General features: G+C 71.2%; 16 protein-coding genes and 1 tRNA gene. 10 read left to right on the top strand and 7 right to left on the bottom strand.

Going from position 1 to position 25,940, the window contains the following annotated elements; translation table 11 throughout:
* The first annotated feature begins 19 nt into the window (after nucleotides 1-19).
* The 3 genes from HF999_RS16650 (at nucleotide 20) to HF999_RS16640 (ending at nucleotide 2,053) form a co-directional block, all read left to right on the top strand.
* Nucleotides 20-1,285 (top strand): LCP family protein, encoded by a 1,266-nt coding sequence (locus HF999_RS16650; protein WP_168546962.1) that lies wholly within the window; start codon nucleotides 20-22, stop codon nucleotides 1,283-1,285.
* Nucleotides 1,286-1,294: 9 nt separating this feature from the next.
* A complete protein-coding gene (locus tag HF999_RS16645; RefSeq protein ID WP_168546961.1) occupies nucleotides 1,295-1,564 on the top strand; it encodes a hypothetical protein in 270 nt (89 codons plus the stop codon).
* 84 nt (nucleotides 1,565-1,648) lie between these two features.
* A complete protein-coding gene (locus HF999_RS16640) occupies nucleotides 1,649-2,053 on the top strand; it encodes a hypothetical protein (RefSeq protein WP_168546960.1) in 405 nt (134 codons plus the stop codon).
* A gap of 4 nt (nucleotides 2,054-2,057) precedes the next feature.
* Here HF999_RS16640 and HF999_RS16635 read toward each other — a convergent pair.
* Nucleotides 2,058-2,139, bottom strand: a tRNA-Leu gene (locus tag HF999_RS16635).
* 85 nt (nucleotides 2,140-2,224) lie between these two features.
* Between HF999_RS16635 and HF999_RS16630 the strand changes: the two genes are divergently transcribed.
* Nucleotides 2,225-2,659, top strand: coding sequence for a hypothetical protein (locus tag HF999_RS16630; RefSeq protein WP_168546959.1), 435 nt, complete (start codon nucleotides 2,225-2,227; stop codon nucleotides 2,657-2,659).
* Complete coding sequence (locus HF999_RS16625) at nucleotides 2,656-3,033, top strand: DUF3817 domain-containing protein (protein ID WP_312854174.1); 378 nt, start codon at nucleotides 2,656-2,658, stop codon at nucleotides 3,031-3,033. The genes HF999_RS16630 and HF999_RS16625 overlap by 4 nt, the downstream gene beginning before the upstream one ends.
* Before the next feature lie 64 nt (nucleotides 3,034-3,097).
* Here HF999_RS16625 and HF999_RS16620 read toward each other — a convergent pair whose 3' ends face one another.
* Entirely contained in the window at nucleotides 3,098-4,870 is a 1,773-nt protein-coding gene (locus HF999_RS16620; protein ID WP_376766498.1) for an AMP-dependent synthetase/ligase, read from the bottom strand.
* A gap of 113 nt (nucleotides 4,871-4,983) precedes the next feature.
* On the opposite strand from HF999_RS16620, the gene HF999_RS16615 reads away from it, so the two are divergent.
* Together HF999_RS16615 and HF999_RS16610 are read left to right on the top strand one after the other, a co-directional pair.
* Nucleotides 4,984-6,795: a DEAD/DEAH box helicase gene (locus tag HF999_RS16615; RefSeq protein WP_168546957.1), complete on the top strand. Its 1,812-nt coding sequence runs from the start codon at nucleotides 4,984-4,986 to the stop codon at nucleotides 6,793-6,795.
* Between the two features lie 108 nt (nucleotides 6,796-6,903).
* Nucleotides 6,904-11,121: a PDDEXK-like endonuclease domain-containing protein gene (locus tag HF999_RS16610; RefSeq protein WP_168546956.1), complete on the top strand. Its 4,218-nt coding sequence runs from the start codon at nucleotides 6,904-6,906 to the stop codon at nucleotides 11,119-11,121.
* Nucleotides 11,122-11,136: 15 nt separating this feature from the next.
* Here HF999_RS16610 and HF999_RS16605 read toward each other — a convergent pair whose 3' ends face one another.
* From HF999_RS16605 to HF999_RS16590, 4 genes are read right to left on the bottom strand one after another with little or no spacing between them, the layout of a single operon-like run.
* The gene (locus tag HF999_RS16605; RefSeq protein WP_168546955.1) at nucleotides 11,137-11,793 is read right to left on the bottom strand and encodes a hypothetical protein; all 657 of its coding nucleotides are present in this window, start codon (nucleotides 11,791-11,793) and stop codon (nucleotides 11,137-11,139) included.
* Between the two features lie 13 nt (nucleotides 11,794-11,806).
* The gene (locus tag HF999_RS16600) at nucleotides 11,807-12,619 is read right to left on the bottom strand and encodes a shikimate 5-dehydrogenase (protein ID WP_168546991.1); all 813 of its coding nucleotides are present in this window, start codon (nucleotides 12,617-12,619) and stop codon (nucleotides 11,807-11,809) included.
* A 55-nt stretch (nucleotides 12,620-12,674) separates the two neighbouring features.
* Nucleotides 12,675-13,220 (bottom strand): DUF3558 domain-containing protein, encoded by a 546-nt coding sequence (locus HF999_RS16595; protein WP_312854173.1) that lies wholly within the window; start codon nucleotides 13,218-13,220, stop codon nucleotides 12,675-12,677.
* Nucleotides 13,221-13,262: 42 nt separating this feature from the next.
* Complete coding sequence (locus HF999_RS16590; protein WP_168546954.1) at nucleotides 13,263-13,643, bottom strand: hypothetical protein; 381 nt, start codon at nucleotides 13,641-13,643, stop codon at nucleotides 13,263-13,265.
* 132 nt (nucleotides 13,644-13,775) lie between these two features.
* On the opposite strand from HF999_RS16590, the gene HF999_RS16585 reads away from it, so the two are divergent.
* Complete coding sequence (locus HF999_RS16585) at nucleotides 13,776-15,107, top strand: hypothetical protein (RefSeq protein WP_168546953.1); 1,332 nt, start codon at nucleotides 13,776-13,778, stop codon at nucleotides 15,105-15,107.
* Here the strand turns inward: HF999_RS16585 and HF999_RS16580 are convergent.
* Nucleotides 15,082-15,900, bottom strand: coding sequence for an SIR2 family NAD-dependent protein deacylase (locus tag HF999_RS16580; protein WP_168546952.1), 819 nt, complete (start codon nucleotides 15,898-15,900; stop codon nucleotides 15,082-15,084). The genes HF999_RS16585 and HF999_RS16580 overlap by 26 nt on opposite strands.
* Nucleotides 15,901-16,209: 309 nt before the next feature.
* Between HF999_RS16580 and HF999_RS16575 the strand changes: the two genes are divergently transcribed.
* Both HF999_RS16575 and acpS read left to right on the top strand, forming a co-directional pair.
* A complete protein-coding gene (locus HF999_RS16575) occupies nucleotides 16,210-25,509 on the top strand; it encodes a type I polyketide synthase (protein WP_168546951.1) in 9,300 nt (3,099 codons plus the stop codon).
* A gap of 18 nt (nucleotides 25,510-25,527) precedes the next feature.
* Nucleotides 25,528-25,911, top strand: coding sequence for a holo-ACP synthase AcpS (gene acpS, locus HF999_RS16570; RefSeq protein ID WP_168546950.1), 384 nt, complete (start codon nucleotides 25,528-25,530; stop codon nucleotides 25,909-25,911).
* The last annotated feature ends 29 nt before the right edge of the window (nucleotides 25,912-25,940 follow it).

The raw sequence follows: 25,940 nt of genomic DNA, 5'->3' as shown, positions 1-25,940 counted from the left end.
GGCACGGTACCGTGGCGTCGTGAGCAGCAGACCGTCGTCGGGCCGCGGTGCTCGTGTGGCCATCGCGCTGCTGTCGGTGCTCGTGCTCGCGGTCACCGGCACCGTCTGGTGGAGCACGAACCTCGTGATCGGCGGCTTCAACGTTTCGCGGGCCCTGGCCGAGGCGAAGGTGGCGAGGTCCACCGGCGGCGCCAAGAACATCCTGCTGATGGGCCTGGACACCCGGAAGGACCAGAACGGCGACGATCTGCCGTCAGACGTCCTCAAGCAGCTGCACGCCGGTACCAGTGACAACGGCGGCTACAACACGAACACCCTGATCCTCATGCACATCCCTGCGGACGGCAAGAAGGTCACCGCCTTCTCCATTCCGCGCGACGACTACGTGACCTTCGCCGGCGTCGAATCGCGGACGAAGGGAAAGATCAAGGAGGCCTACGGCACCCGCAAGGCGGAGGTCGAGGACAAGCTGGTCGCCCAGGGAGTCACCGACCGCAAGGAACTCGAGAGCCGGGCCAGGGAGTCGGCGCGCGCCGCGACGATCGCCACCGTCGGGCGGCTGGTCGGCGTGCCGATCGACCACTTCGCCGAGGTCAGCCTCGTGGGCTTCTACGACCTCGCGCAGACCCTCGGTGGCGTCGAGGTGTGCCTCAACAATCCCGTGCGCGACAGCTACTCCGGCGCGGCCTTCCCCGCGGGGCGGCAGAAGCTGAGCGCCGCGCAGTCGCTGGCCTTCGTCCGGCAGCGGCACGGGCTCGCCGACGGTGACCTCGACCGCACGCACCGGCAGCAGGCCTTCATCGCGGGCGCCATGGTCCAGCTGCAGGATCAGGGCGTGTTCGGCGACGTGCGCAAGCTGCAATCGCTGATCGCGGTGGCGCAGAAGGACGTCGTGGTCTCCGACGGTTGGAACCTGCAGGAGTTCGCGCAGCAGGCGGGCCAGATCGCCGGCACGAACCTCACCTTCACGACGCTGCCCGTGCGCGGCTACGCCACGGTGAACGAGCAGGCGGTGAACATCATCGACCCCGTGGCCATCCGCGCGCAGGTGCAGAAGGCCTTCGGGCAGTCGGTGCCCGGCAGCGACGAGTCGGCGGACTCCGGGGCGGACTCCGGGGCGGACAGCACCACGCAGGCGCCGCACCCCGTCGGCTACACGCAGCCCGCCTCGCCCGCGACGACGACCGTCTCGCCCACCCCGTCCGACGGTCCCACCCCGTCCGACGGTCCCACCCCCGACGCCGGGACCACCCTGCGGGGCGGCCAGATCCCCTGCGTGGACTGAGGAGTTCGCATGTCCGGAACCCGAATTCGTATCGGCGCCCTGCTCGCAATCGTGTTCGTCCTCGCGGGATGCACGAAGCAGGGCGGTGACACCACCTGCCAGAACTACCTGAAGATGTCCGATTCGGACCAGCGTGAGCAGGTGACGTCGTTGTACAAGGACAAGCACGGCGACGAGCCCTCGGCCCTCGTCGTGAGCGGCCTTCAGCAGCAGGCGATCCTGTACTGCAAGACCGTTGGGAAGCCGGACTCGAAGATCAAGGAGATCCCGATCTCCTGACAAGACGCGGCAGGATCCGCGCGGTGTGACATCGAACAGTCTATATTTGTGTACATGAATGATGATCGCGGCTCGGGTGCGTCGGTGGCCCTGGCGCTCGCTCTACCGCTTGTCGCCGTCGTGCTCATGTCGAGCTTCAACAGGGTGACTGCATCCAGGGTCGCCAACGTGCGACTCGACCTGGTGTTCATCGGTCTCGCCGCTTGTGCGTCGGCGGGGATCGGACTGTGGATGATCGGTATCGTCGCCGATCGGCTGGGGTTCGTCGCTTCCGGCCTGCTGGGGTTGGCCGATGTCGGTCTCATGGTCGCCGCTGCGTCGGTCTTGAAGTCGATCTCGAACGGTGAGACCGCTAGCGGCGGTGCCGGACTCGCACAGACGATGGTCATTGCGGTGGTGTTCGGGGTGGTCGCGTTCCTGATCCGTTGGGGGCGCGAGGCCGGTTCCGCGGATGGTGGGGGAGAGTCGCGGCGGACGCCGCAAGCGTGACGGGTGCGCCCGGGGAGACTTGAACTCCCACACCCTGAGGTACTGGAACCTAAATCCAGCGCGTCTGCCAATTCCGCCACGGGCGCGTGCGACAGCGAACCGTACCTGCTGCGGCGCAGGTCACGATACCGGTTTTCGGACGTCGTCGCCGCGACGGGTACCGTCGAGGGCGTGAAACGTCGTCGCCACCGTCCCGCACTGATCGCGTTCGTCGTGGTCGCCGCCGTGGCGTGCCTGGCGCTCGGCTGGTGGCAGTGGGGGCGTTTCGAGTCGACCGCCGGATCCGCCCGCAACCTCGGCTACGCGATGCAGTGGCCGCTGTTCGCGGTGGCCTTCATCTGGGGCTACCGGCGCTTCGTGCAGCTCGAGGACGAGGCCGCGCTGCAGGAGCAGCTCGAGGTCGAGGAGGCCGGCACGGCGGTCGAGGACCGGCCTGTGCCGAAGCCGGTCACCACGAAGCTCACCGCCATCCCGGACGGGTTCCTGCCGAGCCGGGCGGCCGCACCGTCGGCCCCGGAAGCCGCACCCGACGACCCGGCACACGACGAGTACAACCGACTCCTCGCCGACCTGGCGACGAGCGAGAAGATCGAGGAGAAGAAGTGACCGAAGCAGTCAAGCCGACCTCGCAGCAACTGGCGGACAAGCGCCGCACCCAGATCAAGGGCGCGCTCGGTCGATACCGCTTCATGGCCAACTTCACCGGTGTCTTCCTGCTGATCCTGTGCGCAGAGCTGATCTACAAGTACGTCTTCGCCAACCTCTTCGACTGGCCCGCGCCGGATTGGCTCTGGTACATCGGCGCAGTGCACGGCTGGGGCTACGTGATCTACCTGCTGTTCACGTTGGACCTCGGGATGAAGGTGCGCTGGCCCGCGCTCCGCTTCTTCCTGACGCTGCTCGCCGGCACCATCCCGTTCGCGTCGTTCTACTTCGAGAAGAAGAACGAGGCGGAGATCCGGGCGAAGTTCGACCTCTGACGCCCTGCGACGGGAAACGCCGCCCACTCCCGATCCAGTGGGCGGCGTTTCGCGTATCCGAGGGTCAGCTGTAGATCTCGGCGATGTCGGCGGCGCGCTGATCCATCACCACGTTCCGCTTGACCTTGAGCGTGGGTGTGAGCTCGCCGCCGTCGATGGTGAAGTCGCTGGTCAGGACCCGCCACTTCTTGACCTGCTCGGCCTTGGAGACCAGCGAGTTCGCGGTGTTCACTGCGGAGGTGATCTCGGCCTGCAAGGTCTCGTTCGCGACGGCGTCCTCCATCGAGGTGTCCGCGGGCAGTCCGTGCGCCGACAGCCAGCCGGGCAGGGCCTCGGCGTCGAGGGTGATCAGTGCCGCCACGAAGGGCTTCTTGTCGCCGAGGAGCATGGCCTGCGAGACCAGCGGGTGCTGGCGGAGCGCATCCTCGGTCTGCGCGGGCGCGATGTTCTTGCCCGCGGCGGTCACCAGGATCTCCTTCTTGCGGCCGGTGATCGACAGGTAGCCGTCGGCGTCCAGCGAGCCGAGGTCGCCCGTGTGGAACCAGCCGTCCTGCAGCGCCTCGGCCGTGGCCTCGGGCAGGCCCCAGTACCCACCGAAGACGACCGGGCCGCGGAGCAGGATCTCGCCGTCATCGGCGACCGCCACCTCGTGGCCCGGGAGCGGCCGCCCGACGGTGCCCACGCGCTGCTCGGAGGGGCTGTTGCAGGTGATCGCGGCGCTGGTCTCGGAGAGGCCGTAGCCCTCGTACACGGTGACGCCGGCGCCGCGGAAGAAGTGGCCGAGGCGCGCACCCAGGGGAGCGCCGCCCGATACGGCGCACGTGCAGTTGCCGCCGAGGGCCTCACGCAGCTTGGAATAGACCAGCTTGTCGAACAGTGCGTGCTTGAGTTTGAGCACCAGCCCGGGGCCGCCGGACTCGAGGGCCTTGCTGTAGTCGATCGAGGTCTCCACCGCGGCGCCGAAGATCTTGCCCTTGCCGCCCTCCTCGGCCTTGCTGCTCATCGTGTTGTAGACCTTCTCGAACACGCGGGGCACGCTCAGGATGTAGGACGGCTTGAGCTCGCCGAACAGGCCGGTGATGTTGGACAGGTCCGCGGTGTGCGCCACCCGGATGCCGTGCTGAACGGCGGCCACGGAGATCGCGCGGGCGAAGATGTGCGCGAGCGGCAGGAACATGACGGTGCTGTCCCCGGGCCCGGTCATCTCGCTCAGGCCCTGGTGGATCGCGTCGTACTCGGAGAGCAGGTTGTCGTGGGTCAGCACGACCCCCTTGGGCTTGCCGGTGGTGCCGGACGTGTAGACCAGCGTGGCCTCGGCGGTGGAGTCCACCGAGGTGGCGCGGGCGAGGTAGGCCTCGTCGGCGACAGCGGCACCGTCGGCGACGAGGGCGTCGACGAGCCCCTCCTCGATGACCCAGACCTGCACGCCCGCGGGCACGCCGGCGGCGATCCGGTCCGCGGTGGCGCGGGTGTCCGTGATCAGCGCGATCGAGCCCGAATCGGAGAGGATGTGCTCGACCTGGGCGGCCGAGTTCGACTCGTAGACCGCCACCGTCGAACCGCCGACGGACCAGTTGGCGTAGTCGAGGAGGGCCCACTCGTACCGGGTGGGGCTCATGAGCGCGATGCGGGTGCCGGTCTCGATCCCGCGGGCCATCAGGCCCTTGCCCACGGCGGTCAGCTGGTCGTTGAACTGCTGTGCGGTGACGGGCGACCAGCCCTCGCCGGAGGGGCGCAGGAACAGCTCGAACGACGGGGTCGACTCGACCAACGCTCGGACCTTCGTGGTCAGGTTGTCGGATGCGGAGTGGGACCGGGTGGCGGCGGTGGCCTCGATGCGCAAGAGCTTCTCCTCGGGGGCGATAGTGAACTTCAGACAACCTATCGGAGGATGTCCGAATCTGCTGGTGTTTCGCGTGTCCGGGGTACACCGCATATGCTGGCGAAACAATGTCTGAAGAATTCGGTGCCGAGCGCACCGCCCCCGTCTCCGCCGACAGTGATGCGCAGGCTTCCGATTCTGCCGCCGAGCCGGTGAGCTTCCTCGACCTCGGCATTGACGAGCGCGTCCTGCGTGCCCTCGCCGAGGTCGGGTACGAGAACCCGTCGCCCATCCAGGCCGCCACGATCCCGCCCCTGCTCTCGGGCAACGATGTCGTGGGCCTCGCCCAGACCGGCACCGGTAAGACCGCGGCGTTCGCGGTCCCGGTGCTGTCCAAGATCGACGGCGCCAACCGCAAGCCGCAGGCCCTGGTCCTGGCGCCCACGCGCGAGCTGGCGCTGCAGGTGTCCGAGGCCTTCGGCAAGTATGCCGTGCACATGCCCGACATCACCGTGCTGCCGATCTACGGCGGGCAGAGCTACGGCGTGCAGCTCTCGGGTCTGCGTCGCGGTGCGCAGATCATCGTCGGCACCCCTGGCCGCGTGATCGACCATCTCTCCAAGGGCACGCTCGACCTGTCGAACCTCGAGTTCCTGGTCCTCGACGAGGCCGATGAGATGCTCACCATGGGCTTCCAGGAGGACGTCGAGCGGATCCTCGCCGACACCCCGGAGTTCAAGCAGGTCGCGCTGTTCTCCGCCACGATGCCCGCGGGTATCCGGAAAATCTCGAAGAAGTACCTGCACGACCCGGTCGAGGTCACCGTCAAGGCGAAGACCGCGACGGCGTCGAACATCACGCAGCGCTACCTGCAGGTCGCGCACCAGCGCAAGCTGGACGCGCTCACCCGCCTCCTCGAGGTGGAGGAGTTCGACGGGATGATCATCTTCGTCCGCACCAAGTCCGCCACCGAGGAGCTCGCCGAGAAGCTGCGCGCCCGCGGGCACGCGGCGGCCGCCATCAACGGCGACATCGTGCAGGCGCAGCGCGAGCGCACGATCGGCCAGCTCAAGGACGGCAAGATCGACATCCTCGTGGCGACCGATGTCGCGGCCCGCGGCCTCGACGTGGAGCGGATCAGCCACGTCGTCAATTACGACATCCCGCACGACACCGAGTCGTACGTGCACCGCATCGGCCGCACCGGCCGCGCCGGCCGCAAGGGCGACGCGCTGTTGTTCGTCACGCCCCGCGAGCGGCACCTGCTGCGCGCGATCGAGAAGGCCACCCGGCAGCCGCTCACCGAGATGGGCCTGCCGTCCGTCGAGGACGTCAACGCGCACCGCGTCGAGAAGTTCGGCGATTCGATCACCGAGAACCTCAGCAACGACCACCTGCAGATGTTCCGGCGGCTCATCGAGGACTACGTGGGCGCCAACGACGTGCCCCTGGTCGACGTCGCGGCGGCGCTCGCGCTGCAGTCGCGCGACGGTGCCTCGTTCCTGCTCAAGCCCGACCCCCCGGAGCGCGAGCGCAATGCGCGCGACCGCAAGGACCGCGACTTCGGTGACCGCGACGCGCGTCCCGCGCGCGGCCGGGACCGCGATCGCGACCGCGAGCCGTCGACCCACCGCAAGACGGGGCGGCCGATGATGCCGTACCGGATCGCCGTCGGGAAGCGCCAGCACGCCACCCCGTCGCAGATCGTGGGCGCGATCGCCAACGAGGGCGGCCTCCGGCGCAGTGATTTCGGACATATCAGCATCCGGCCGGACCACAGCATCGTCGAGCTGCCGGACGATCTGGGGCGCGACGTGTTCGACGCCTTGGAGCGAACCCGCATTTCAGGGCAGTTGATCAACCTCGAACCGGACCCCGGCGTACCGTCGGGCCGCCCGACCGGGGGCAAGCAGCGCTTCCGCGCGGGCCGGAAGAGGTAATGACCGCTCGGCGTACGCGCCGACATGTATTAACCTTTAGTCAAGGTATAGTCCGGCCGGACTACACCGAGAGTCGGCTGCCGCCGACCCGACAGACTCGAGGAGCGCATGACCGCCGCCGGTGATCAGGGCGACGGCCCGGACGGGCGTCGCGATCGGGTCGTCCGCCTGTTGCAGTACTTGGACGAGCTGATCCGGTCCCGCTCGATGGTCGCTCGCGACCTGGACGATCACCTCGCCGTGCTGCCGCTCACCGGCGAGGGCGCGCTGACCGACACCTGGGACGCCGACGCCAAGCCCGGCGCGACCATCTTCACCGTGCCGCGGGACGACGCCCCCGATTCGCCGCACGCGCGCCTGCTGCGCGTGTTCGACGAACTGGCCGACCACCCCGAATCGGTCGAGCTGGTGCTGGCCTCCGGGTTGCTCACCGCCCGCGACGGCGACACCGCCATCCGCGCCCACCTGCTCACCCAGCCCGTGCTGCTCGAGCGCGACCGGCGCGGCAAGAAGCTGACGGTCGTGCTTCCGCGCGACTCCGTGCCGCGCGTCGAGGACTCGCTGCTGCTCGCGGGCCTGCCCTCGTTCGACCTGTCCGGCTCCGCCGCGCTGCAGGCCGAGCTGCGCGAGACCGCCCGCACCGTGCTCGACCCGGCGTGCGAGAAGTTCACCGCGACCTGGCTCGACGCCGCGTCGCGCGAGGGGGGAGCGAGCATCAAGTTCGCCCCCGCGCTGGTGCTGCGCACCCGCGGATCCGCGCCGCTCCTGGGCTTCTACGACGCGATGAAGGCCGACGTCGCCGACCCCGATCGGCCCGTGCCGATCGGCCTCGCGCAGCTCGTGGAAGGCGTGAGCTCGGAGGAGCGGATCCGGCAGCTCGCCGTCGACGGTGCGATGAGTCCGCTGGACCTGCTCGACGAGGCGTACTACGTGCTGCCCTCCAATGTCGAGCAGCGGGACATCCTGGCGCACATGGGCGCCGACTCCGGCGTCGTCGTCGAGGGGCCGCCCGGGACCGGCAAGACGCACACCATCGCGAACCTGCTGGCCGCGCTCCTCGCGAAGGGCCAGCGGGTACTCGTCGTCTCCGAGAAGGCGCAGGCACTCGCCGTGCTGGAGGACAAGCTGCCGCCGGAGGTGCGCCAGCTCGTCGTGTCGGTCACCGATGTCACCAAGGACGGCTCGGCGTCGCTCGCCGCCTCCGTCACCGAGATCGCCACCCGCAAGTCGACCTACTCCGAGGCCCTCGCCGACGCCGAGCTGCGCGACCTGCGCGCGAAGCGCGACCGGGCCGTCGCCCGCCGCGAGGACCTGGTGCGCGAGGTCTGGTCGCTGCGCACCGCCGAGACCGAGGACTCGGACTGGCTGACCTCGGCGTACTCCGGCAAGCCCGCCGAGATCGTCGCGCAGGTCCGACGGGACGCCGACACGTACTCCTGGTTGCCCGGCCCCGTCGACGGTGCCGTGCCCCCGCTCGACACCCGGGAGTTCGACCGGCTGGTCGCGCTCTTGCGCCGCAACGACGACCTGTTCTCGCGCCGCCTGACCCACAACCTGCCGGACCTCTCGGAGATCCCCGACGCCGACGACCTCGAGGAGCTGACCGGCCGCCTCGTGGACTCGCCCCTCGCCGAGGGCGGGGACAACGCGCTCGCCCACGTGCTCGGCGGCGTCGACGCCGACCGGCTCACCGTGATCCGGGCCCGCGCCGACCTGATCCGCGAGCTCGTCGACCGGGTGCGGCGCTACCCGCCGTCCGCGCAGTTGCTCGCCGAGGACATGCTCATCGGCGACCGCGCGCACCTCGCGTCGCGGCTGACCGGGCTCGAGGAGCAGATCGCGACGGCGCGCAACGCGGACGGCGAACTCGACGGCGCCACCGTCGAACTCAGCGACACCCCGGACGCCAACGACCGGGCCGCGATCGAGGACTACTCCCGGCACCTCGCGGCCGGCAATGTCGCGCGCAAGCGGTTCCGCCGGCCCGAGCAGAAGGCCTTCGAGGAGACGGGCCTCGGCATCGTCGTCGACGGTGTCGAGGGTACGGACGGCAAGCACCTGCGGGCCGCGGTGATGCACCTGCGGGTCGAGGACGTCATCGGTCGGGTCGGCGATGTGCTCCGCGCCCTCGGGCTCGAGGCGCCCGCCACCGACCCGTCCGGCCGCACCGCCACCCGCGGGCGCAGCGAGCGGCTGAGCCAGGCCGCGGATCAGCTGCTGCGTGCTCGCACGGTGGTGCGGCTGGTGTCCGAGCGCGACCGGCTCGTCGAGGCGATGCAGGCGATCTCGGAGCACGCCCCTCGCCCCAAGGACCTCACCGAGACGGAGCAGACCGCGAAGCAGGTGGTGGCGATCTCCGCCGCAGCGGGTGCCCGCGACGCGCACAGCCGGCTCGACGCCGTGCGGGTGCGGGTGCAGGAGATCGTGGAACGCGGACCGTCGCCGGAGGGCGACGCGATGGTGGCGGCGTTGCGCCAGTACACCTACGGCCCGATCCGGGACGCGCGCCGCGCGTGGGACGCCGCCCGCACCGACCGCGACGACCGCGGCGCCCTCGACCTGCTGGCCCTGCGCCTGCGGACCAAGGCGCCCGCGCTGTTCGATCTGGTGGCCCGCACCGCCGACGACCCCGTATGGGACGCACGCGTACCCGAGCTGGCCGCGGCCTGGTCGTGGCGCCGCGCGGTCTCGTGGGCCGCCTCCCGCGTCCACCCCGGCGACGACGCCCAACTCGACGCCGATCTGCAGGCCGCGGAACAGGACGTCGCGCACTACACGACCCGGATCGCGACGGCGAGCGCATGGCGGCAGTGCCTGCGGCGCATGACCTTCGACGAGATCCAGGCGTTGCACGCCTACCGTGACCACGTGTCGTCGATCGGGCGCGGATCGGGGCGGCACGCCGAACGCTTCCGGGTCGCAGCGCGCGAGGCGATGCGCCAGGCGCAGTCCGCGGTACCGGCCTGGATCATGCCCATCTCGCAGGTCGTGGCGTCGATCTCGCCGGAGCGCAACGCCTTCGACGTCGTGATCGTCGACGAGGCCAGCCAGGCGGACATCACCAGTTCCTTCCTGCTATGGCTCGCGCCGCGCGTGATCGTGGTCGGCGACGAGAACCAGTGCGCCCCCTCGTCGTTCACCGGCGTCAGCCTCGACCAGGTCTTCGACCGGCTCGACGCCCAGTTGCCCGACATCCCGCCCTACCTGCGCGACTCGCTGACCCCGCGGTCCAGCCTGTTCACGCTGCTGCGCACCCGGTTCGGGCACACCGTGCGGCTGCGCGAGCACTTCCGCTGCATGCCCGAGATCATCGACTTCTCCTCGCGGCAGTTCTACAGTGACGCCCCGTTGATCCCGGTGCGGCACTACGGCGCCGACCGTCCGGTCCCGCTGCGCGTCACGCACGTCCCGAAGGCCGAGGTCGTGGGCGAGGGGGCCCGGATCAGCAATCCCACGGAGGCCCAGGCCATCGTGGACCAGTTGGTCCGCTGCTTCGCCGATCCGCTGTACGCGGGCCGCACCTTCGGCGTCATCGTGCTGCAGGGGCAGGGCCAGGTCGACGAGCTGTACCGGCGCCTGCGCGAGGCGATCGACCCCGACGAGTGGGACGCCCGCCGGCTGCGGGTGGGCACGCCGCCCGACTTCCAGGGCGACGAGCGCGACGTGATGATGCTGTCGATGGTCGTCGCGCCCGAGTACCGGTTCCGCGCGCTGACGGGGCGGGACTTCCAGCGCCGGTTCAACGTCGCCGCGTCGCGCGCCCGCGACCAGATGTGGCTGTTCACGTCCGTCGCCGAGCAGGACCTCAAGCCCGCCGACCTGCGCGCCTCGCTACTGCGGTACATCACGCGCGCCGATGTCGAAGTGGCGCAGCCGATGCCGGCGGATGTGCCGGTCGACCGGCGCGTCGAGCCCTTCGACAACCTCTTCGAGCAGCAGGTGTTCGTGCGGCTGCGGGACATGGGCTACCACGTGAACCCGAAGGTCGTGGTGAACAACCGCGCCATCGACCTCGTCGTCACCGGCGAACAGGGCAAGCTCGCCGTCGAGTGCGACAGCGCCGATTTCGCCTCGACGCCCGAGCAGGCCCGGTCCGACATCGAGCGGGAGCGGGAGCTCCGACGGTGCGGGTGGGAGTTCGTCCGCATCCGCGAGTCCGTGTTCGCCACCGACGCCGATGCCGCGATGGCCGTGGTGCTCAAGGCCCTGGACCGGCGCGGCGTGCACCCCCTGACCCTGCAGCGGGCGCTCACCGTCGGCGAGCGGGCCTCCGACGGTTCCGTGGAGTTGTGGGAGCCCGTGGGGCTCGACATCGACACCGAGTGAGCCCGACCGCTGCGACTAGCGCAGGTGGGTCGCGAGGGTCTGGACGGCCGGCTTGAGGACCTTCTCGCGCCAGTCGTCGTTCGAGGTGCGCTCGGCCTCCGTGCTGACCTCGAAGTAGAAGCGGCCGGATTGGCACACGGCCTCGATGACGCTCTCGGTCCGCACGTCGCAGCGCTGCGGACCCCACGCGGACCCCACGTCGAGGTGCTTGCCGTGCGTAGAGAGCTGTTCGTCGTAGTACTGCGCGATGTTCGCCGGCGTCGAGATCGCCGGGAGACTGACCTCGAGGAAGGCGAGTCCCTTCAGGTCGTGCTCGTTGGGGAGCGTGAAGCTGTAGGCGCAGGTGCCCCTCGGGAGCTCACCTCCGGACGATCCGCCCGACACCGTCAGATCGGGGTTGAGGGTGCCCAGACGCCCGAGGAGCACGATCTTCTTCGGCTTGCGCGTGATGTCGGTCGCCTGCGGCAGGATCGCGGTGATCTCGGCGTCGGAGAGCAGCGTGCACGTGTCGGGCCACTGGGAGAACGCGACCTCGCCCGCGGGGACCGAGATCGGCGCGCCCGTGGTGATCGGGGAGCCGAACGTGATGTCCGGCGTGCTGGAGCAGCTCGTGACCGCCGTGGTCGCGACCAGGGACGCGGCGACCATGGCGATCGAGCACGTGCGATTCATGTGTCGAAAGATACTAGGAGCGCGAGTACTCCGAGGCGCGACGCACCAGGTCCGGGTCGGGCCGCACGCCGGTGTAGAGCACGAACTGCTCGGCGGCCTGCAGGGCGATCACCTCGGCGCCGGTGATCACCGTCGCGCCGGCCGCCCGTCCGGCGCGGACCAGCGGCGTCTCCGGCGGCATCGCGACCACGTCGAAGACGGTGTCGGCCGCCTCGATCAGCGCCGCCGGGAACGACAGATCGTCGGCGGCCGGACCGCCCGCCATCCCGACGGGCGTGGCATTGACGAGGACCCGGGCACCGTCGGGCGTAGCGGTCGCGTGCCGGAAACCGTACTGCCCCGCGAGCGCGGAGCCCGCCTCCGCGTTGCGCGCGACGACCGTCACGTCGGAGCAGCCGTGATCGCGCAGCGCCGCGACGACGGCCTTCGCCATGCCGCCCGAGCCGGCGACCGCGGCGGGCAGCGCCGGGTCCACCGCATTCGACGCGAGCAGTGAGGCCACCGCCGCGTAGTCCGTGTTATAGGCGTGCAGCACACCGTCGACGTTGACGATGGTGTTCACCGAGTCGATCGCCGTCGCCGACGGCTCCATGACGTCCACCAGCTCGATCACCGCCTCCTTGAAGGGCATCGAGATCGCGCAGCCACGGATGCCCAGCGCCCGCACCCCGCCGATCGCCGCCGGCAGATCGGTGGTGGTGAAGGCCTTGTAGACGTAGTTCAGGCTCAGCTCCCGGTACAGGAAGTTGTGGAATCGGGTACCGATGTTGCTCGGCCGGCCGGACAGCGACATGCACAGGACCGTGTCGCGGTCGGGCATGGAGATCGTCTCGTTCACCCGTTCACCCTAATCGCCTCCGGCGCGGACGCGGGTCGGCTCGCTACGGTGCCTTGGTGATGGCGAGGGACGCGAACGCCACCGCCCGTTCACATTCGACGGTGCGCCCCGGGGAGGGGTTGGTGGACGATGACCTGGTCGTGACGATTGACAGTTCCGCGCGAAACACCGCGATGCAGTAGTTGTTCTCGGCCACGACGGCGAGAGAACGGCCGTGTGCAGTGCGATCTGCCTGCCACGGCAGAGTTTTCATGTAGCGCTTGTACTCATCGAGGGTCATTTCGAGACCGACGACCTGCGAGTACTGTGTGCCGCCGCGTGCGACGCTGTAGTCGTTACCGCGCCAATGACAACCTCGATAGTTGGCAGAATCCACCTTCGCCGCGTCTTCGACGGTTGCGGGGTTGATGTCGAGGGCACGGAGTTCGCCATCGGTGTAGGCGCTGCAGGGTTCGAAGCTCGTTCCGTCGGTGCGGTCGTTGGTGCGTTCCTTGATCGTCGGGGTGAACGGCAGGGGCTTGGTCAAAGTGCTGGCCTTATTGGAAGTGATCGGCTCGCCCGGGACCGTGGCGTTGCAGCCGACCAACACCAGTGCTCCAACGAGGGTGAGAGCGATACTCCTCAGGCCCACTCAGCGGCCAATCACGTGGTTGATCTGGTCCTCGCTGGCGCCTTCGGTGCGCAGGATCCACCGGCCGATCTCGCGGTACGTGGTTGCCAAGGAGCGGGCCTCGACTGCCTGGGCGAGAAAGGTGTTGTACAGCGAGCGCTCGTGTTCGACGGCACCGAGGCGAATGTTGTGGGTTGCTGACTCGCCCTCCACCGTCGGACCGAGGTAGTTCAGTGAGCCCACGTCTGACATCTCCTCTGCCGCTTTCGCCAACCGATCAGCGTGGCGTTCCAGGGCGCGGGCGAGTTCCTCCTGCGGGTTCCCGTCGGACACCATGTTCGGGCGGTCCGCGATGCCGTCGCGGGCGGCCTCGATGATCTGCGTCAGCTCACCGTCCGCCATGGCACCCTCCTCGCATCGAGGCGCCTCCGGTGAGCGCGCTCCTATCAATTGGACGCACCAGCCCCGTGATCGGTTCCGTCCGGGATTCGACGGGAGTGGGAACCGGACGGGACGCTGGTGCGTCCAATGGACATGGAGGGTTTTCGCGACATCGGCAGCACCCCGTTCGAGGAGATGGCGGCGTCGGAGATCCGGGCGATCGCCAGGAAGCTGTCGGGCGGCGGCATCGCGGCGGACGCCCGGGCCATCGGCCAGGCGGGGGCCGCGCACGCGCAGAGCGTGGCTGAGCTGGAACGGGACATCGCCGCGCTGGTACCGCGCTGGAAGGGGGAGGCGGCGGATGCGGGTTTCCAGCAGGTCGGCCGGTTCGCCACGGCCTCCTATCTCGTCGACAAGGAGATCGCCGGGACGGTGCGGCAGCTGACGGGACTGTCGAGCGCCGCGACCGCGACCACCACGAGGTTCAGTGACCTCGCGGATCCGGGGATCGGCGCGCGGGACGGCCGGGCCGGGGGCGCGACCACGGGCGGCGTGGGCGCCGCGGTCGCGGCCGAGCTGCGGGCGACGTACACGGCCCCCGTCCAGGCGGATGCGGCCTCGATGCCGCTCGGCGCGGAGGTCACCCGGATCGGCTTCGGGCGGGACGCCGACCGCAGGGGTGATCGGTCGCCGTCCGTCGACGCCCCGCCGGTGGACGCCGAGGTCCCGTCGGTCGGCTCGGGCCCGGGCGACGGGACGACGGGAGGGGGCGGCGCACCGTCGGGCACGGGGAACGAGAACACCGGCACCGGGACCGGCCCGGTCCGGACGGATACCGCGGACGCGGGGAACGACTCCGCGGCAGCCGGGGCGGGCGCGGGGAAGGGCGGCGACACCGGGACCGGAACGGGCGCGGGCGGAACCGGCACGGGGACGGGAGTGGGCTCCGGGGCGGGCTCGCCCACCGCGGCCGAGGCCCCCGGTGCCGGAACGGTCCCGCTCACCGCCGACCCCACCGCTGACCCCGCCCCGACCGACGCCGCCGACCGGCCGCAGTCCGGGCTCCTCACCCCGGCGGCCGCCGTGCCGATGACGCCCACGTCGCGGAGCCCCGTCGGGGGAGTGGGCGGGCGTACCCCGGACCTCGCGCGGGCCGCGTCGCCGTTGGGACTGCGGCAGGACGCGCCCGCCCTCCGCTCGGCCACCACGACGACCGCGGCGGGCGCGGGCGTCCCGACCACGGGCGCGCGACCCGCGTCGGGTCCGTACGGGATCCCGCCGGCGGGCGGCGCCGGACAACGCGGTCAGGGCGACGGCCGGCACCGCGTGCCGGCCTACCTGATCGACCGCCGCAACGGCGAGGAGCTGGTCGGGGACATGCCACTGGTCGGTCCGGGGGTCATCGGGCAGTGGCGGTCCGACGGTGCGCCGGACCCGGCCCGGCCGCCCGCTCCGCCGGTCAGGACGGAGCAGTCTCCGCGGTGACTGCGGCGACCAGCGCGGGCAGCGTCGTCGCGGCCGTGCCGCGCCAGGTGTGCGTCGCGGCAGCACTCAACGGCGTGGGCTCGGGATTGATCTCGATCACCGGGATACCGGTCTCCAGCGCCAACTCGGGTAGCCGTGCGGCGGGGTGGACGAGGCCGGACGTCCCGACCACCAGCACCACGTCGGCGGTGAGCACCGCGGCCTCCGCCCGGGCCCAGGCGTCCATCGGGAGGGCCTCGCCGAACCAGACGATGCCCGGCCGCACCGCGGAGAGGCAGTGCATGCAGGTGGGCGGCGTGGTGCGCAGCTCGGGGGAGACATCGGCACCGTCGGGCAGGAAGGCGTCCACGCCCAGATAGGGGGTGTCGCAGTGCTCGCAACGCGGCGCGAAGAGGCTGCCGTGCAGGTGCGAGACCGTGCGCGAGCCGGCGCGTTCGTGCAGGTCGTCGACGTTCTGCGTGGCGATGGAGACGGCCCGGCCGGCGGCGAGCTCGGCGAGCGCGAAGTGACCGTCGTTCGGTTCCGCCCGGCGCGCCACGTGCGCGCGCCACTGGTACCAGCCCCAGACCAGTTCCCTGTCGCGCGACCAGCCGTCGACGGAGGCGATCTCCTCCGGGTCGTACCGCTCCCAGAGCCCGGTCTGCGCCTCGCGGAAGGTCGAGATCCCCGACTCGCGGCTCATCCCCGCCCCGGTGAGGACCGCGACGGTCTCGGCGGAGCGCACGAGCTCGGCGACGGCGGGCGGCGCGGGCACGGTATCGGGACGGTCGGAGGGGCGCATACCGGGCTGCATCGGCTCAGCCTACCGAGCGGCGCGTCGGCCCCTGTGATGGTAACGATTCGATAACAACTGCTACTGGCGGGAAACATCGGTGAATGCCGTCACGTGCCGGAAGACCTGCATGGATTCACGCGTGTATCAGCGCTCGGATACACCCGTGAATCGATATCCCCAAGCTACTCGTGGGTATACCCGCTGGTTACAAATCCGCACGTCAGAGGTATCGCGAAACCTGTGGTCTCATGGAATACGGGTTTTCCGCGGGCCTGCCGCGGACGTGCCGTCATAGCGGCGCGCTGTGAATTTGAACCGAGGAGATTCATGACTGTCGACGATTTCGTCACCGCGAACACGCGTGCGGCCAAAGGCCCGCGGAGCAACGACGCACTGGTCGACAGATTGGCAGCGGGGGAGCAGTACGCCCTGACCTTCGGCGGACAGGGCGGCCCGTGGCTGCCCGGCCTCGTCTCCCTCCTGGAGCAGACCGGCCTCGCCGACGATCCCGAGTACCGCGAGAAGTTCGACGGCTTCGTCGCGCGGGCGGACAGCGCGCTCGAGCCGGTCCGCGCCGAGCTGCTGCGTGCCCAGGCCCTGACCTTCGACCCGATGCGCTGGCGCGACGCGTCGATCGCCGCCTCCGAGGCCGAGACCCCCGACGAGGAGGGCGAGGAGGCCGCCCCGGCCGCGCCCGGCGCGCGCCGCGTCCTCGCGCCGCAGGTCGACGGTGCCGTCTTCTCCGTTCCCGGTGTGCTGTTCAGCCAGCTCGTCGCCCTGTACGGGCTCGAGGCCCAGGGGCTCGACCCGTGGGACGTGCCGCCCGTCGCGGTGATCGGTCACTCGCAGGGCCAGCTCGCCGTCTCGGCGTTCGCCTCGCGCGGCAGCGAGGGCGACCTGCTCGCCATCGCGCGCCTGATCGGCGCCGCGGGCCGCGTGGTCGCACGACGCCGGGGCCTCGTCGCCCTCGGTGGCGCGACCCCGATGATGGCCGTGGTCGGCGTCCGTCAGGACAAGCTCGAGGCCCTGCTCGCGGACTTCACCGCCACCGTCGCCTTCGACGCCTGCGGTCCCGTGCTCGCCGTGCGCAACAACCGCAGCTCCTTCGTGCTGACCGGCACCCCCAAGCTGCTCGCGGGCTTCCGCGAGTTCTGTGAGTCCGTCGCCGAGACCGAGGAGGTGGAGCGCAAGGAGAAGCTCACCGGCGGCGCCGCCTTCGCGCCGAAGTTCGAGGACGTGGCGGTCGACATCGGCTTCCACCACCCCGCTCTCGCCGAGGGCGTCGCGCTGGTCACCAAGTGGGCGCAGCGCTGCGGCCTCGACGTCGAGGTCGCCGGCCGCCTGGCCGCCGCCGTGCTCGTCGAGCAGGTCGACTGGGTCGCCGACGTCGAGGGTGCGATCGCCAAGGGCGCGCGCTGGCTGATCGACCTCGGGCCCGAGGACATCGCTACCAAGCTCTCGGCCGCCCCCGCGCGCGGCCGCGGCGTGGGCCTCGTCCCCGCCACCACGCTGCGCGGTGCCCGCAACCTCTTCTCGCCCGGCGGCGTGCCCGAGCTCCCGCTGGCCTGGTCGGAGTTCTCGCCGCGGGTGGTCTCGCTGCCCGACGGCCGCACCGTGCTGTCCACCCGCTTCACCGAGCTCACCGGCCGCAGCCCGATCCTGCTGGCGGGCATGACCCCGACCACCGTCGATCCCGGCATCGTCGCCGCGGCCGCGAACGCCGGCCACTGGGCCGAGCTCGCCGGCGGCGGCCAGGTGACCGAGCCGATCTTCGCCGACAACGTCGAGAAGCTGACCGCGCTGCTCGAGCCGGGTCGCGCCGCCCAGTTCAACTCCCTGTTCCTCGACCCGTACCTGTGGAAGCTGCAGCTCGGCGGCAAGCGGATCGTGCAGAAGGCCCGCGCTGCGGGCGCCCCGCTCGACGGCGTGATCATCACCGCCGGCATCCCCGAGCTGGAGGAGGCCACGGCCCTCGTCGAGGAGCTCACCGACGCCGGCATGCGCCACGTCGCGTTCAAGCCGGGCACCGTCGAGCAGATCCGCCAGGTGGCGCGCATCGCCGCGGAGGTCCCGCAGTACCCCGTCATCGTGCACGTCGAGGGCGGCAAGGCCGGCGGCCACCACTCGTGGGAGGACCTGGACGAGCTGCTGCTCGCCACCTACGCCGAGCTGCGCGACCGCAATAACATCGTGCTCGCCGTCGGCGGCGGCATCGGCACGCCCGAGCTGGCGGCCGAGTACCTCTCCGGCGAGTGGTCGCGCAAGTACGGCGCTCCCGCCATGCCGGTCGACGGCATCCTGGTCGGCACCGCCGCGATGGCCACGCTCGAGGCCACCACCTCGGACGATGTGAAGCGTCTGCTCGCCGAGATCCCCGGCACGCCCGCGTGGATCGGCGCCGGGCACGCCGGCGGCGGCATGGCCTCCGGCCGCAGCCAGCTGGGCGCGGACATCCACGAGATCGACAACGCCGCCTCGGCGTGCGGCCGCCTGCTCGACGAGGTCGCCGGTGACGGCGATGCGGTCGCCGAGCGCCGCGACGAGATCGTCGCCGCGATGGCCGGCACCGCCAAGCCCTACTTCGGCGATGCCGACGCCATGACCTACGCGCAGTGGCTCGAGCGTTACCTCGAGCTGTCGGTGGGCACCCGCGAGCAGGTCGCCTCCGCCGATCCGAGCGCCTTCGGCGACTACGGCTGGCTCGACATCACGCACCAGGACCGGTTCCTGTCGATGCTGCACCGCGCCGAGGCCCGCCTCGCCGACGAGGATCGCGGCCCCATCGAGACCGCCTTCGCCGATGTCTCCGCCACCGACGACGCCTACGCCGCGCTCGAGCAGCTTCTGCAGCGCTACCCGGCGGCATCGTCGACCCGCCTGCACCCGGCCGACGTGCCCTTCTTCGTCTCGCTCTGCCGCACCCCGGGCAAGCCGGTCAACTTCGTCCCCGTCGTCGACAAGGACGTCCGCCGCTGGTGGCGCTCCGATTCGCTCTGGCAGGCCCACTCGCCGCGGTACTCCGCCGACGAGGTGTGCATCATTCCCGGCCCCGAGGCCGTCGCCGGCATCACCCGGGTCGACGAGCCCGTGGGCGATCTGCTGAACCGGTTCGAGGCAGAGCTGGTGCGCCGCCGCATCGGCGAGGGCGCCGTCGCGCAGGCCGTCGCAGGCCGTCGCGTGGTGCCGGGCGTCGAGTCCGTGCCGCTGGCGCGCGCGCTCGCCGCAACCAACGTGCTGTGGGCCGGCCGCCTCGTGCACAGCCCCATCGCGCGGCTCGGTGCCGGCAGCACCTGGACGGTCTCGGTCGACGGTGACGTCGCCTCGGCCGTGCAGGCCACGTCCGGTGCGCGCGTCGTCGTGACCGGCCCGAACGCCGTCGTGCTCCAGGTCCCCGTGTCGGGCACCGAGCTCGTCATCCCGATCCAGGTGCCGGACAGCTGCGCCGACGGCGGCGTGCCCGTCATCGAGCTCGGCGAGGCCAGCGAGGCCATGTCCAAGCTGGTCGCCCTGGCGGCCGCGGGCGACCTGCCCGCCGTTTCCGACGGTGCCGCCGTGGTCGATTTCGAGTTCCGCGCCGAGGACGCCGCCGACCACGCGGCGATCACCGCGGACAGCCTCCCGGTCGGCCTCTCGGCGCTGTACGGCGACGAGCAGCTGGCCGTGCCGGACGCCTTCGTCGGCCTGTGCTGGCCCGCGTCCTTCGCCGTGGTCGGCGCCGCCACCACGGCCGAGGGCCGTCCCGTGGTCGAGGGCATGCTCGACCTGGTGCACCTCGATCACGCGATCGAGCTCGCCGCCAACCCCGCCCCCGGTGCCTACCGCGCCACTGCGCGTCTCGAGGACGTGACCGCCACCGAGATCGGCACCGTGGTCACCATCGGCATCGACGTGCGCTCGCCGGGCGCCGACGCCCCGGCGGTGGTCATGACCGAGCGGTTCGCGATCCGCGGCCGCACCGGCTCCGCCGAGCTGGCCGACCCGCAGCCCGCGGGCGGCGCGCGCGGCGAGACCGCCACCGAGACGCCGCGCAAGCGCGTCCGCCAGGCGGTCGTGAACGCCCCGCAGGACATGAGCGGCTTCGCCGCCGTGTCGGGCGATTTCAACCCCATCCACACCTCGCAGGTCGCGGCGAGCCTGGCCGGCCTGCCCGGCCCGATCGTCCACGGCATGTGGCTCTCGGCCGCTGCGCAGCAGGTGGCGTCCGCCTCCAACGGCGATGTCATGCACCGCAAGATCCGCGGCTGGACCACTCGCTTCCTGGGCATGGTCCTGCCGGGCGACGAGGTCCAGTTCACCGTCGAGCGCGTCGGCATCGACCGCGGCGGCGAGCTCCTCGAGGTCACCGCCCGCGTCGGCGAGGATCTGGTGATGGCCGCCTCGGCCGTCGCCTTCCCCGCGGTCACCGCGTACGTCTTCCCCGGCCAGGGCATCCAGGGCAAGGGCATGGGCCTGGCCCAGCGCTCGCGCAGCAAGGCCGCCCGCGAGATCTGGGACGCCGCCGACGCGCACACCCGCGAGCACCTCGGCTTCTCCATCCTCGCCGTGGTCCGGGACAACCCGCTGTCCATCCGCGCCAACGGCACCGTCTACACCCATCCGGACGGCGTCCTGTACCTGACCGAGTTCACTCAGGTCGCGATGGCCACCGTCGCCTGCGCCCAGCTCGCGGAGCTGGCCGAGGCCGGCGCCCGCGTGGACGCGCCGATCATCGCCGGTCACTCCGTCGGCGAGTACAACGCGCTGGCCTCCGCCGGCGTGCTGCCGCTGGGCACGATCCTCGAGACCGTCTTCCACCGCGGCCGCATCATGCAGCAGCTGGTGCCCCGCGACGAGCAGGGCCGCAGCCCGTACTCGATGGCCGCGCTGCGCCCCGAGCTGTTCGACGTCGACGACGCCGAGCTGACCGACTGGGTCGAGGGCAACCTGGAGGGTGCGGACGAGTTCGCAGAAATCGTGAACTTGAATCTGCGCGGTGCCCAGTACGTCGTGGTCGGCAACAGCGCCGGCCTGGCCGCGCTGGAGCGCGCCATCGCCGAGCGCACCAGCAGCCCGAAGGCCTTCCAGCAGGTGCCGGGCATCGACATCCCGTTCCACTCGTCGGTGCTCCGCGCCGGCGTGCCGGAGTTCGCGGAGCGCCTGCAGGAGCTGGTGCCCGCCGAGTTCGACTACACCAAGCTGGTCGGCAAGTATCTGCCGAACCTGGTGGCCCGACCGTTCGAGCTGACCGCCGACTTCGCGCTGTCGATCCTCGACGTCGTGCCCAGCGAGCCGGTCCGCGCGCTCGTCGCGGACTGGGACGCGGCCGCGAAGAACCCGATGGCGACCGCCCGCACGCTGCTCATCGAGCTGCTGGCCTGGCAGTTCGCCAGCCCGGTGCGGTGGATCGAGACGCAGGATCAGCTGCTCATCGACACCGACCACGGCGGCCTGGGGGTCGAGCGGTTCATCGAGGTGGGCCTCGCGTCCGCCCCGACGCTCGCGAACCTCGCCAGCCGCACGCTGGCGCTCGCGTCCTACCAGCGCGCCGCCGCGACGGTCCTCAACGCCGAGCGTGACGCCGCGAAGGTCTTCGCGACCGACGAGGACGTCGCCGAGGAGGACACCGTCGAGGGTGGCGACGCGGCCGAGGCCGCGGCACCGTCGGCCCCCGCGGCCGCACCGACCGCCGCCCCGGTGGCGAGCGCACCGTCGGGCGGCCCCCGCCCGGCCGACCTCGGCTTCGACGCCGCGGACGCCACGCGCGCCATGATCGCGATCTGGACCAAGATGCGTCCGGACCAGCTGGAGAAGACCGACACCATCGAGACGCTGTGCGACGGCGTCAGCTCGCGCCGCAACCAGCTCCTGCTCGACCTGGGCAGCGAGCTCAACCTGGGCGCCATCGACGGTGCCGCGGAGGCCGACCTGCCCACGCTCGCCGGCACCGTCACCAAGCTGGCGCGCACCTACAAGCCGCTCGGCCCGGTGCTCTCCGAGACCGTCGGCAACCAGCTGCGCAAGCTCCTGGGCTCGACCGGCAAGCGCCCGAACTACATCACCGAGTACGTGACCGGCACCTGGGAGCTGGGCCCGGGCTGGGCGCAGCACACCGTGCTCGCGCTGGCGACCGGCACCCGCGAGGGCGCGTCGGTCCGCGGCGGCGACCTCGCGACGCTGCTCGACGGTCCCGTGTCCAACGCGGCCGCGCTCGACGCGCTGCTCGACCGCGCGATCGCCGAGGTCGGCGCCGCGCAGGGCGTGCCCGTGGGCAAGCCCTCCGCCGGCGGCGGGGGCGGCGGCGCCACCGTCGACGCGGCGGCGCTCGCTGAGTTCACCTCCGCGATCACCGGCCCCGACGGTGCCCTCGCGGCGTCGGCCCGCGTGCTGCTGAGCAAGCTGGGTCTCGAGGACGAGCAGGGCGGCCTGCCCGCGCTCGACGACGAGTCGGAGCGGCTCGCCGCGCTGATCGCCACCGAACTCGGCGACGACTGGGCGACCGCGGTCGCGCCGGCGTTCGACGCGAACAAGGCCGTGCTGCTCGACGATCGCTGGGCCAGCGCCCGCGAGGATCTGCTCCGCGTGTGGAACATGGACCCGTCGACCTTCCCGACCTACAGCAAGCACATTCTGGAGACCGCCAAGGGCGCCGGCAAGGCGCTCCTGGACCAGGCGCGCTGGTGGGAGCAGAAGGCCATCGAGGTCGGTCGCACCGAGCACGCCGCGGCCTACAGGTTCCTGGCGGAGCTCGCCGAGTCCACTCCCGAGCCCGGGATCTACGACGGCGAGGTCGCCGTGGTCACCGGCGCTTCCGCCGGGTCGATCGCGGCGGCGGTCGCCGGGCGACTGCTCGCGGGCGGCGCCACCGTCATCGCCACGACGAGCCGGCTCGACGACAAGCGCCTGACCTTCTTCAAGGAGCTCTACCGCACGAGCGCCCGCACGGACGCGGCGCTGTGGGTGGTCCCGGCCAACATGTCCAGCTACGCCGATGTCGACGCCCTCGTCGAGTGGATCGGCGAGCGGCAGGCCGAGACGGTGGGCCCGTACACGGTGGTCCACAAGGAGGCGCTGAACCCGACCCTGCTGTTCCCGTTCGCGGCGCCGCGGGTGTCCGGCGACATGTCGGATGCGGGCCCCCGCGCCGAGCTGGAGATGAAGATCCTGCTGTGGACGGTGGAGCGGCTGATCGCCGGGCTCGCCGCGATCGGCAAGGACGTCGATCTCGCGTCGCGGCTGCACGTGGTGCTGCCCGGCTCGCCCAACCGCGGCATGTTCGGCGGCGACGGTGCCTACGGCGAGGCGAAGGCCTCCCTGGACGCGCTGGTCACCCGCTGGAACGCGGAGAAGTCCTGGTCGGAGCGGGTCACGCTGGCGCACGCCATCATCGGCTGGGTCCGCGGCACGGGCCTGATGGGCGGTAACGACCCCCTCGTCGAGGCCGTCGAGGCCGCCGGTGTGCGCACCTGGTCCACCTTCGAGATGGCCGACAAGCTGCTGGCCAATGCCAGCCCCGAGGCGCGGGAGCGGGCCGCGACGGCTCCGCTGTTCGACGACCTGACGGGCGGCCTGGGCGGCGTCAGCCTCGACATGAAGGCGCTCGCCGAGCAGGCCATGGAGGCCCGCCTGGCCGAGGCCGCGGAGTCCGAGGACGACGGTGCCATCGCGGCGCTGCCCGGTGCCCCGGTCGCGACCCTGGGCGATCCGAACTGGGGCCCGATCGACGCGCGTCCCGAGGACATGGTCGTCATCGTCGGCGCCGGCGAGGTCGGCCCGTACGGCAGCTCGCGCACCCGGTTCGAGATGGAGGTCGACGAGCGTCTCTCGGCGGCCGGCGTCGCCGAGCTGGCGTGGGTGACCGGCATGATCACCTGGGAGAACGACCCGGAGCCGGGCTGGTACGACGCCGAGTCGGGCGACCTGGTGCCCGAGGCGGAGCTGGCCGACAAGTACCACGACGCGGTCGTGGAGCGCTGCGGCATCCGCGAGTTCAGCGACGACGGCGACATCATCGACAAGACGGCGCCGCTGCTGGTGTCGGTCTTCCTGCCCGAGGACATGTCCTTCGTGGTGGCGAACGAGGCCGAGGCCCGTGCGTTCGTCGACGCCGACCCGGAGAACACCCGCGCGGTGGCGATGGAGTCGGGGGAGTGGAACGTGACCCGCAAGGCGGGCACCGAGATCCGCGTGCCGCGTCGCACCAAGCTGCTGCGCAGCGTCGGCGGCCAGATCCCGGACGGCTTCGACCCGACGCACTGGGGCGTCACGCCCGAGATGATGGAGTCGGTCGACCGCCTGGCCCTGTGGAACCTGGTGGCCACCGTGGACGCGTTCATCTCCGCGGGCTTCGAGCCGGCCGAGCTGATGGAGTACGTGCACCCCTCGCACGTGGCCAACACGCAGGGCACGGGCATGGGCGGCATGAGCTCGATGCGCGACCTGTTCATCAACACCCTGCTCGGCGAGCCGAACCAGAACGACATCCTGCAGGAAGCCCTGCCGAACGTCGTCGCCGCGCACGTGGTGCAGAGCTACATCGGCAGCTACGGCGCGATGATCCACCCGGTGGCGGCGTGCGCCACGGCGGCGGTCTCGGTCGAGGAGGGCGTCGACAAGATCAAGGTCGGCAAGGCCCTGTTCGCGGTGACCGGCGGCTTCGACGACCTGTCGATCGAGGGCATCACGGGCTTCGGCATGATGCAGGCCACCGCGGACAGCGAGAAGATGCTGGCCAAGGGCATCAGCCCGCGCCGCTTCTCCCGCGCCAACGACCGCCGTCGCGGCGGTTTCGTCGAGTCCAACGGCGGCGGCACGGTGCTGCTGGCCCGCGGCGACATCGCGGCGAAGATGGGCCTGCCCGTCCTCGGCGTGGTGGCGTGGGCGCAGAGCTTCGGCGACGGCGTGCACACCTCCATCCCGGCCCCCGGCATGGGCGCGCTGTCCGTGGCCGCCGGCGGTCCGGAGGCGCCGATCGCCCGTAGCCTGCGGCAGCTGGGCGTGTCCGCCGACGATGTCTCGATCATCAGCAAGCACGACACGTCGACCAACGCGAACGATCCGAACGAGGCGAACCTGCACGAGCGGATCGCCGACTCGATCGGCCGCAGCGAGGGCGCCCCGCTCTTCGTGGTCTCGCAGAAGTCGCTGACCGGCCACGCGAAGGGCGGCGCCGCCGCGTTCCAGCTGATCGGCATGTGCCAGATGCTCACCGAGCAGGTGCTCCCGCCGAACCGCAGCCTCGACTGCGTCGACGACGAGATGCGCAAGTACCCGCACCTCGTCTGGCTGCGCGAGACGCACCGGTTCGACGACGCCTTCCGCCCGAAGGCCGGCCTGCTCACCTCGCTCGGCTTCGGCCACGTGTCCGGCCTCATCGCGGTCGTGCACCGCGACGCGTTCCTGGCCTCGCTCGACGAGCAGGCGCGGGCGGAGTACCTGCGGACCGCGCGTGAGCGCGAGGTCGCGGGTCGGCGCGCGGTGCTGTCGGCGATGTGCGGCCGGTCCGACCTGTACCGCAAGCCCCCGGCGGGCCGGCGGTTCGGCACGGACGTCTCCTCGGAGGTCACGGATCGGAACGAGGCGGCGCTGCTGCTGGACGACAGCGAGCGGCTGGGCCCGGACGGCACGTACTGCGCCGACGGGTGCCGGTAGCGCAGTAGGCTTTCCGCCATGGCCGTGGTGGGGATCGGGATCGACGTGGTGCACGTGCCCGGGTTCGCGGAGCAACTCGCGCAACCCGGGACCACGATGCTCTCGTCCTTCAGCCCCGGGGAACGACGGGACGCCGCGGGCGACGTGCGTTCTTTGGCCGCCCGCTGGGCGGCCAAAGAGGCCGTGTTCAAGGCGTTCTCGTCGAGCTTCTACGCGCAGCGTCCCGCCGAGAAGGAGGTCGGGGCGCGAGAGGTGGAGGTCGTCTCGGACGCCTGGGGGCGTCCCGCGGTGCGGGTGCACGGGCGGATCGCCGCCGACCTCGGGGAGGGCGCGACGATCCACGTGTCACTCACCCACGACGGTGACACCGCGGCGGCGTTCGCGGTGATCGAGAGAACTTAAGAGCGGGACGGTCCCACCGAAGGCGGGGC

This window comes from Tsukamurella spumae (genome assembly GCF_012396015.1).
In the GTDB taxonomy this organism is placed as follows: domain Bacteria; phylum Actinomycetota; class Actinomycetes; order Mycobacteriales; family Mycobacteriaceae; genus Tsukamurella; species Tsukamurella spumae.
This window is presented reverse-complemented; position numbering and strand designations above follow the sequence as displayed.

Excerpts from the sequence above, each read along its gene's own strand:
- HF999_RS16645 (WP_168546961.1), top strand. The coding sequence starts at position 1,295 with ATGTCCGGAACCCGAATTCGTATCGGCGCCCTGCTCGCAATCGTGTTC.
- HF999_RS16610 (WP_168546956.1), top strand. The coding sequence starts at position 6,904 with ATGACCGCCGCCGGTGATCAGGGCGACGGCCCGGACGGGCGTCGCGAT.
- HF999_RS16615 (WP_168546957.1), top strand. The coding sequence starts at position 4,984 with ATGTCTGAAGAATTCGGTGCCGAGCGCACCGCCCCCGTCTCCGCCGAC.
- HF999_RS16585 (WP_168546953.1), top strand. The coding sequence starts at position 13,776 with ATGGAGGGTTTTCGCGACATCGGCAGCACCCCGTTCGAGGAGATGGCG.
- HF999_RS16605 (WP_168546955.1), bottom strand. The coding sequence starts at position 11,793 with ATGAATCGCACGTGCTCGATCGCCATGGTCGCCGCGTCCCTGGTCGCG.
- HF999_RS16590 (WP_168546954.1), bottom strand. The coding sequence starts at position 13,643 with ATGGCGGACGGTGAGCTGACGCAGATCATCGAGGCCGCCCGCGACGGC.
- HF999_RS16580 (WP_168546952.1), bottom strand. The coding sequence starts at position 15,900 with ATGCAGCCCGGTATGCGCCCCTCCGACCGTCCCGATACCGTGCCCGCG.
- HF999_RS16575 (WP_168546951.1), top strand. The coding sequence starts at position 16,210 with ATGACTGTCGACGATTTCGTCACCGCGAACACGCGTGCGGCCAAAGGC.
- acpS (WP_168546950.1), top strand. The coding sequence starts at position 25,528 with ATGGCCGTGGTGGGGATCGGGATCGACGTGGTGCACGTGCCCGGGTTC.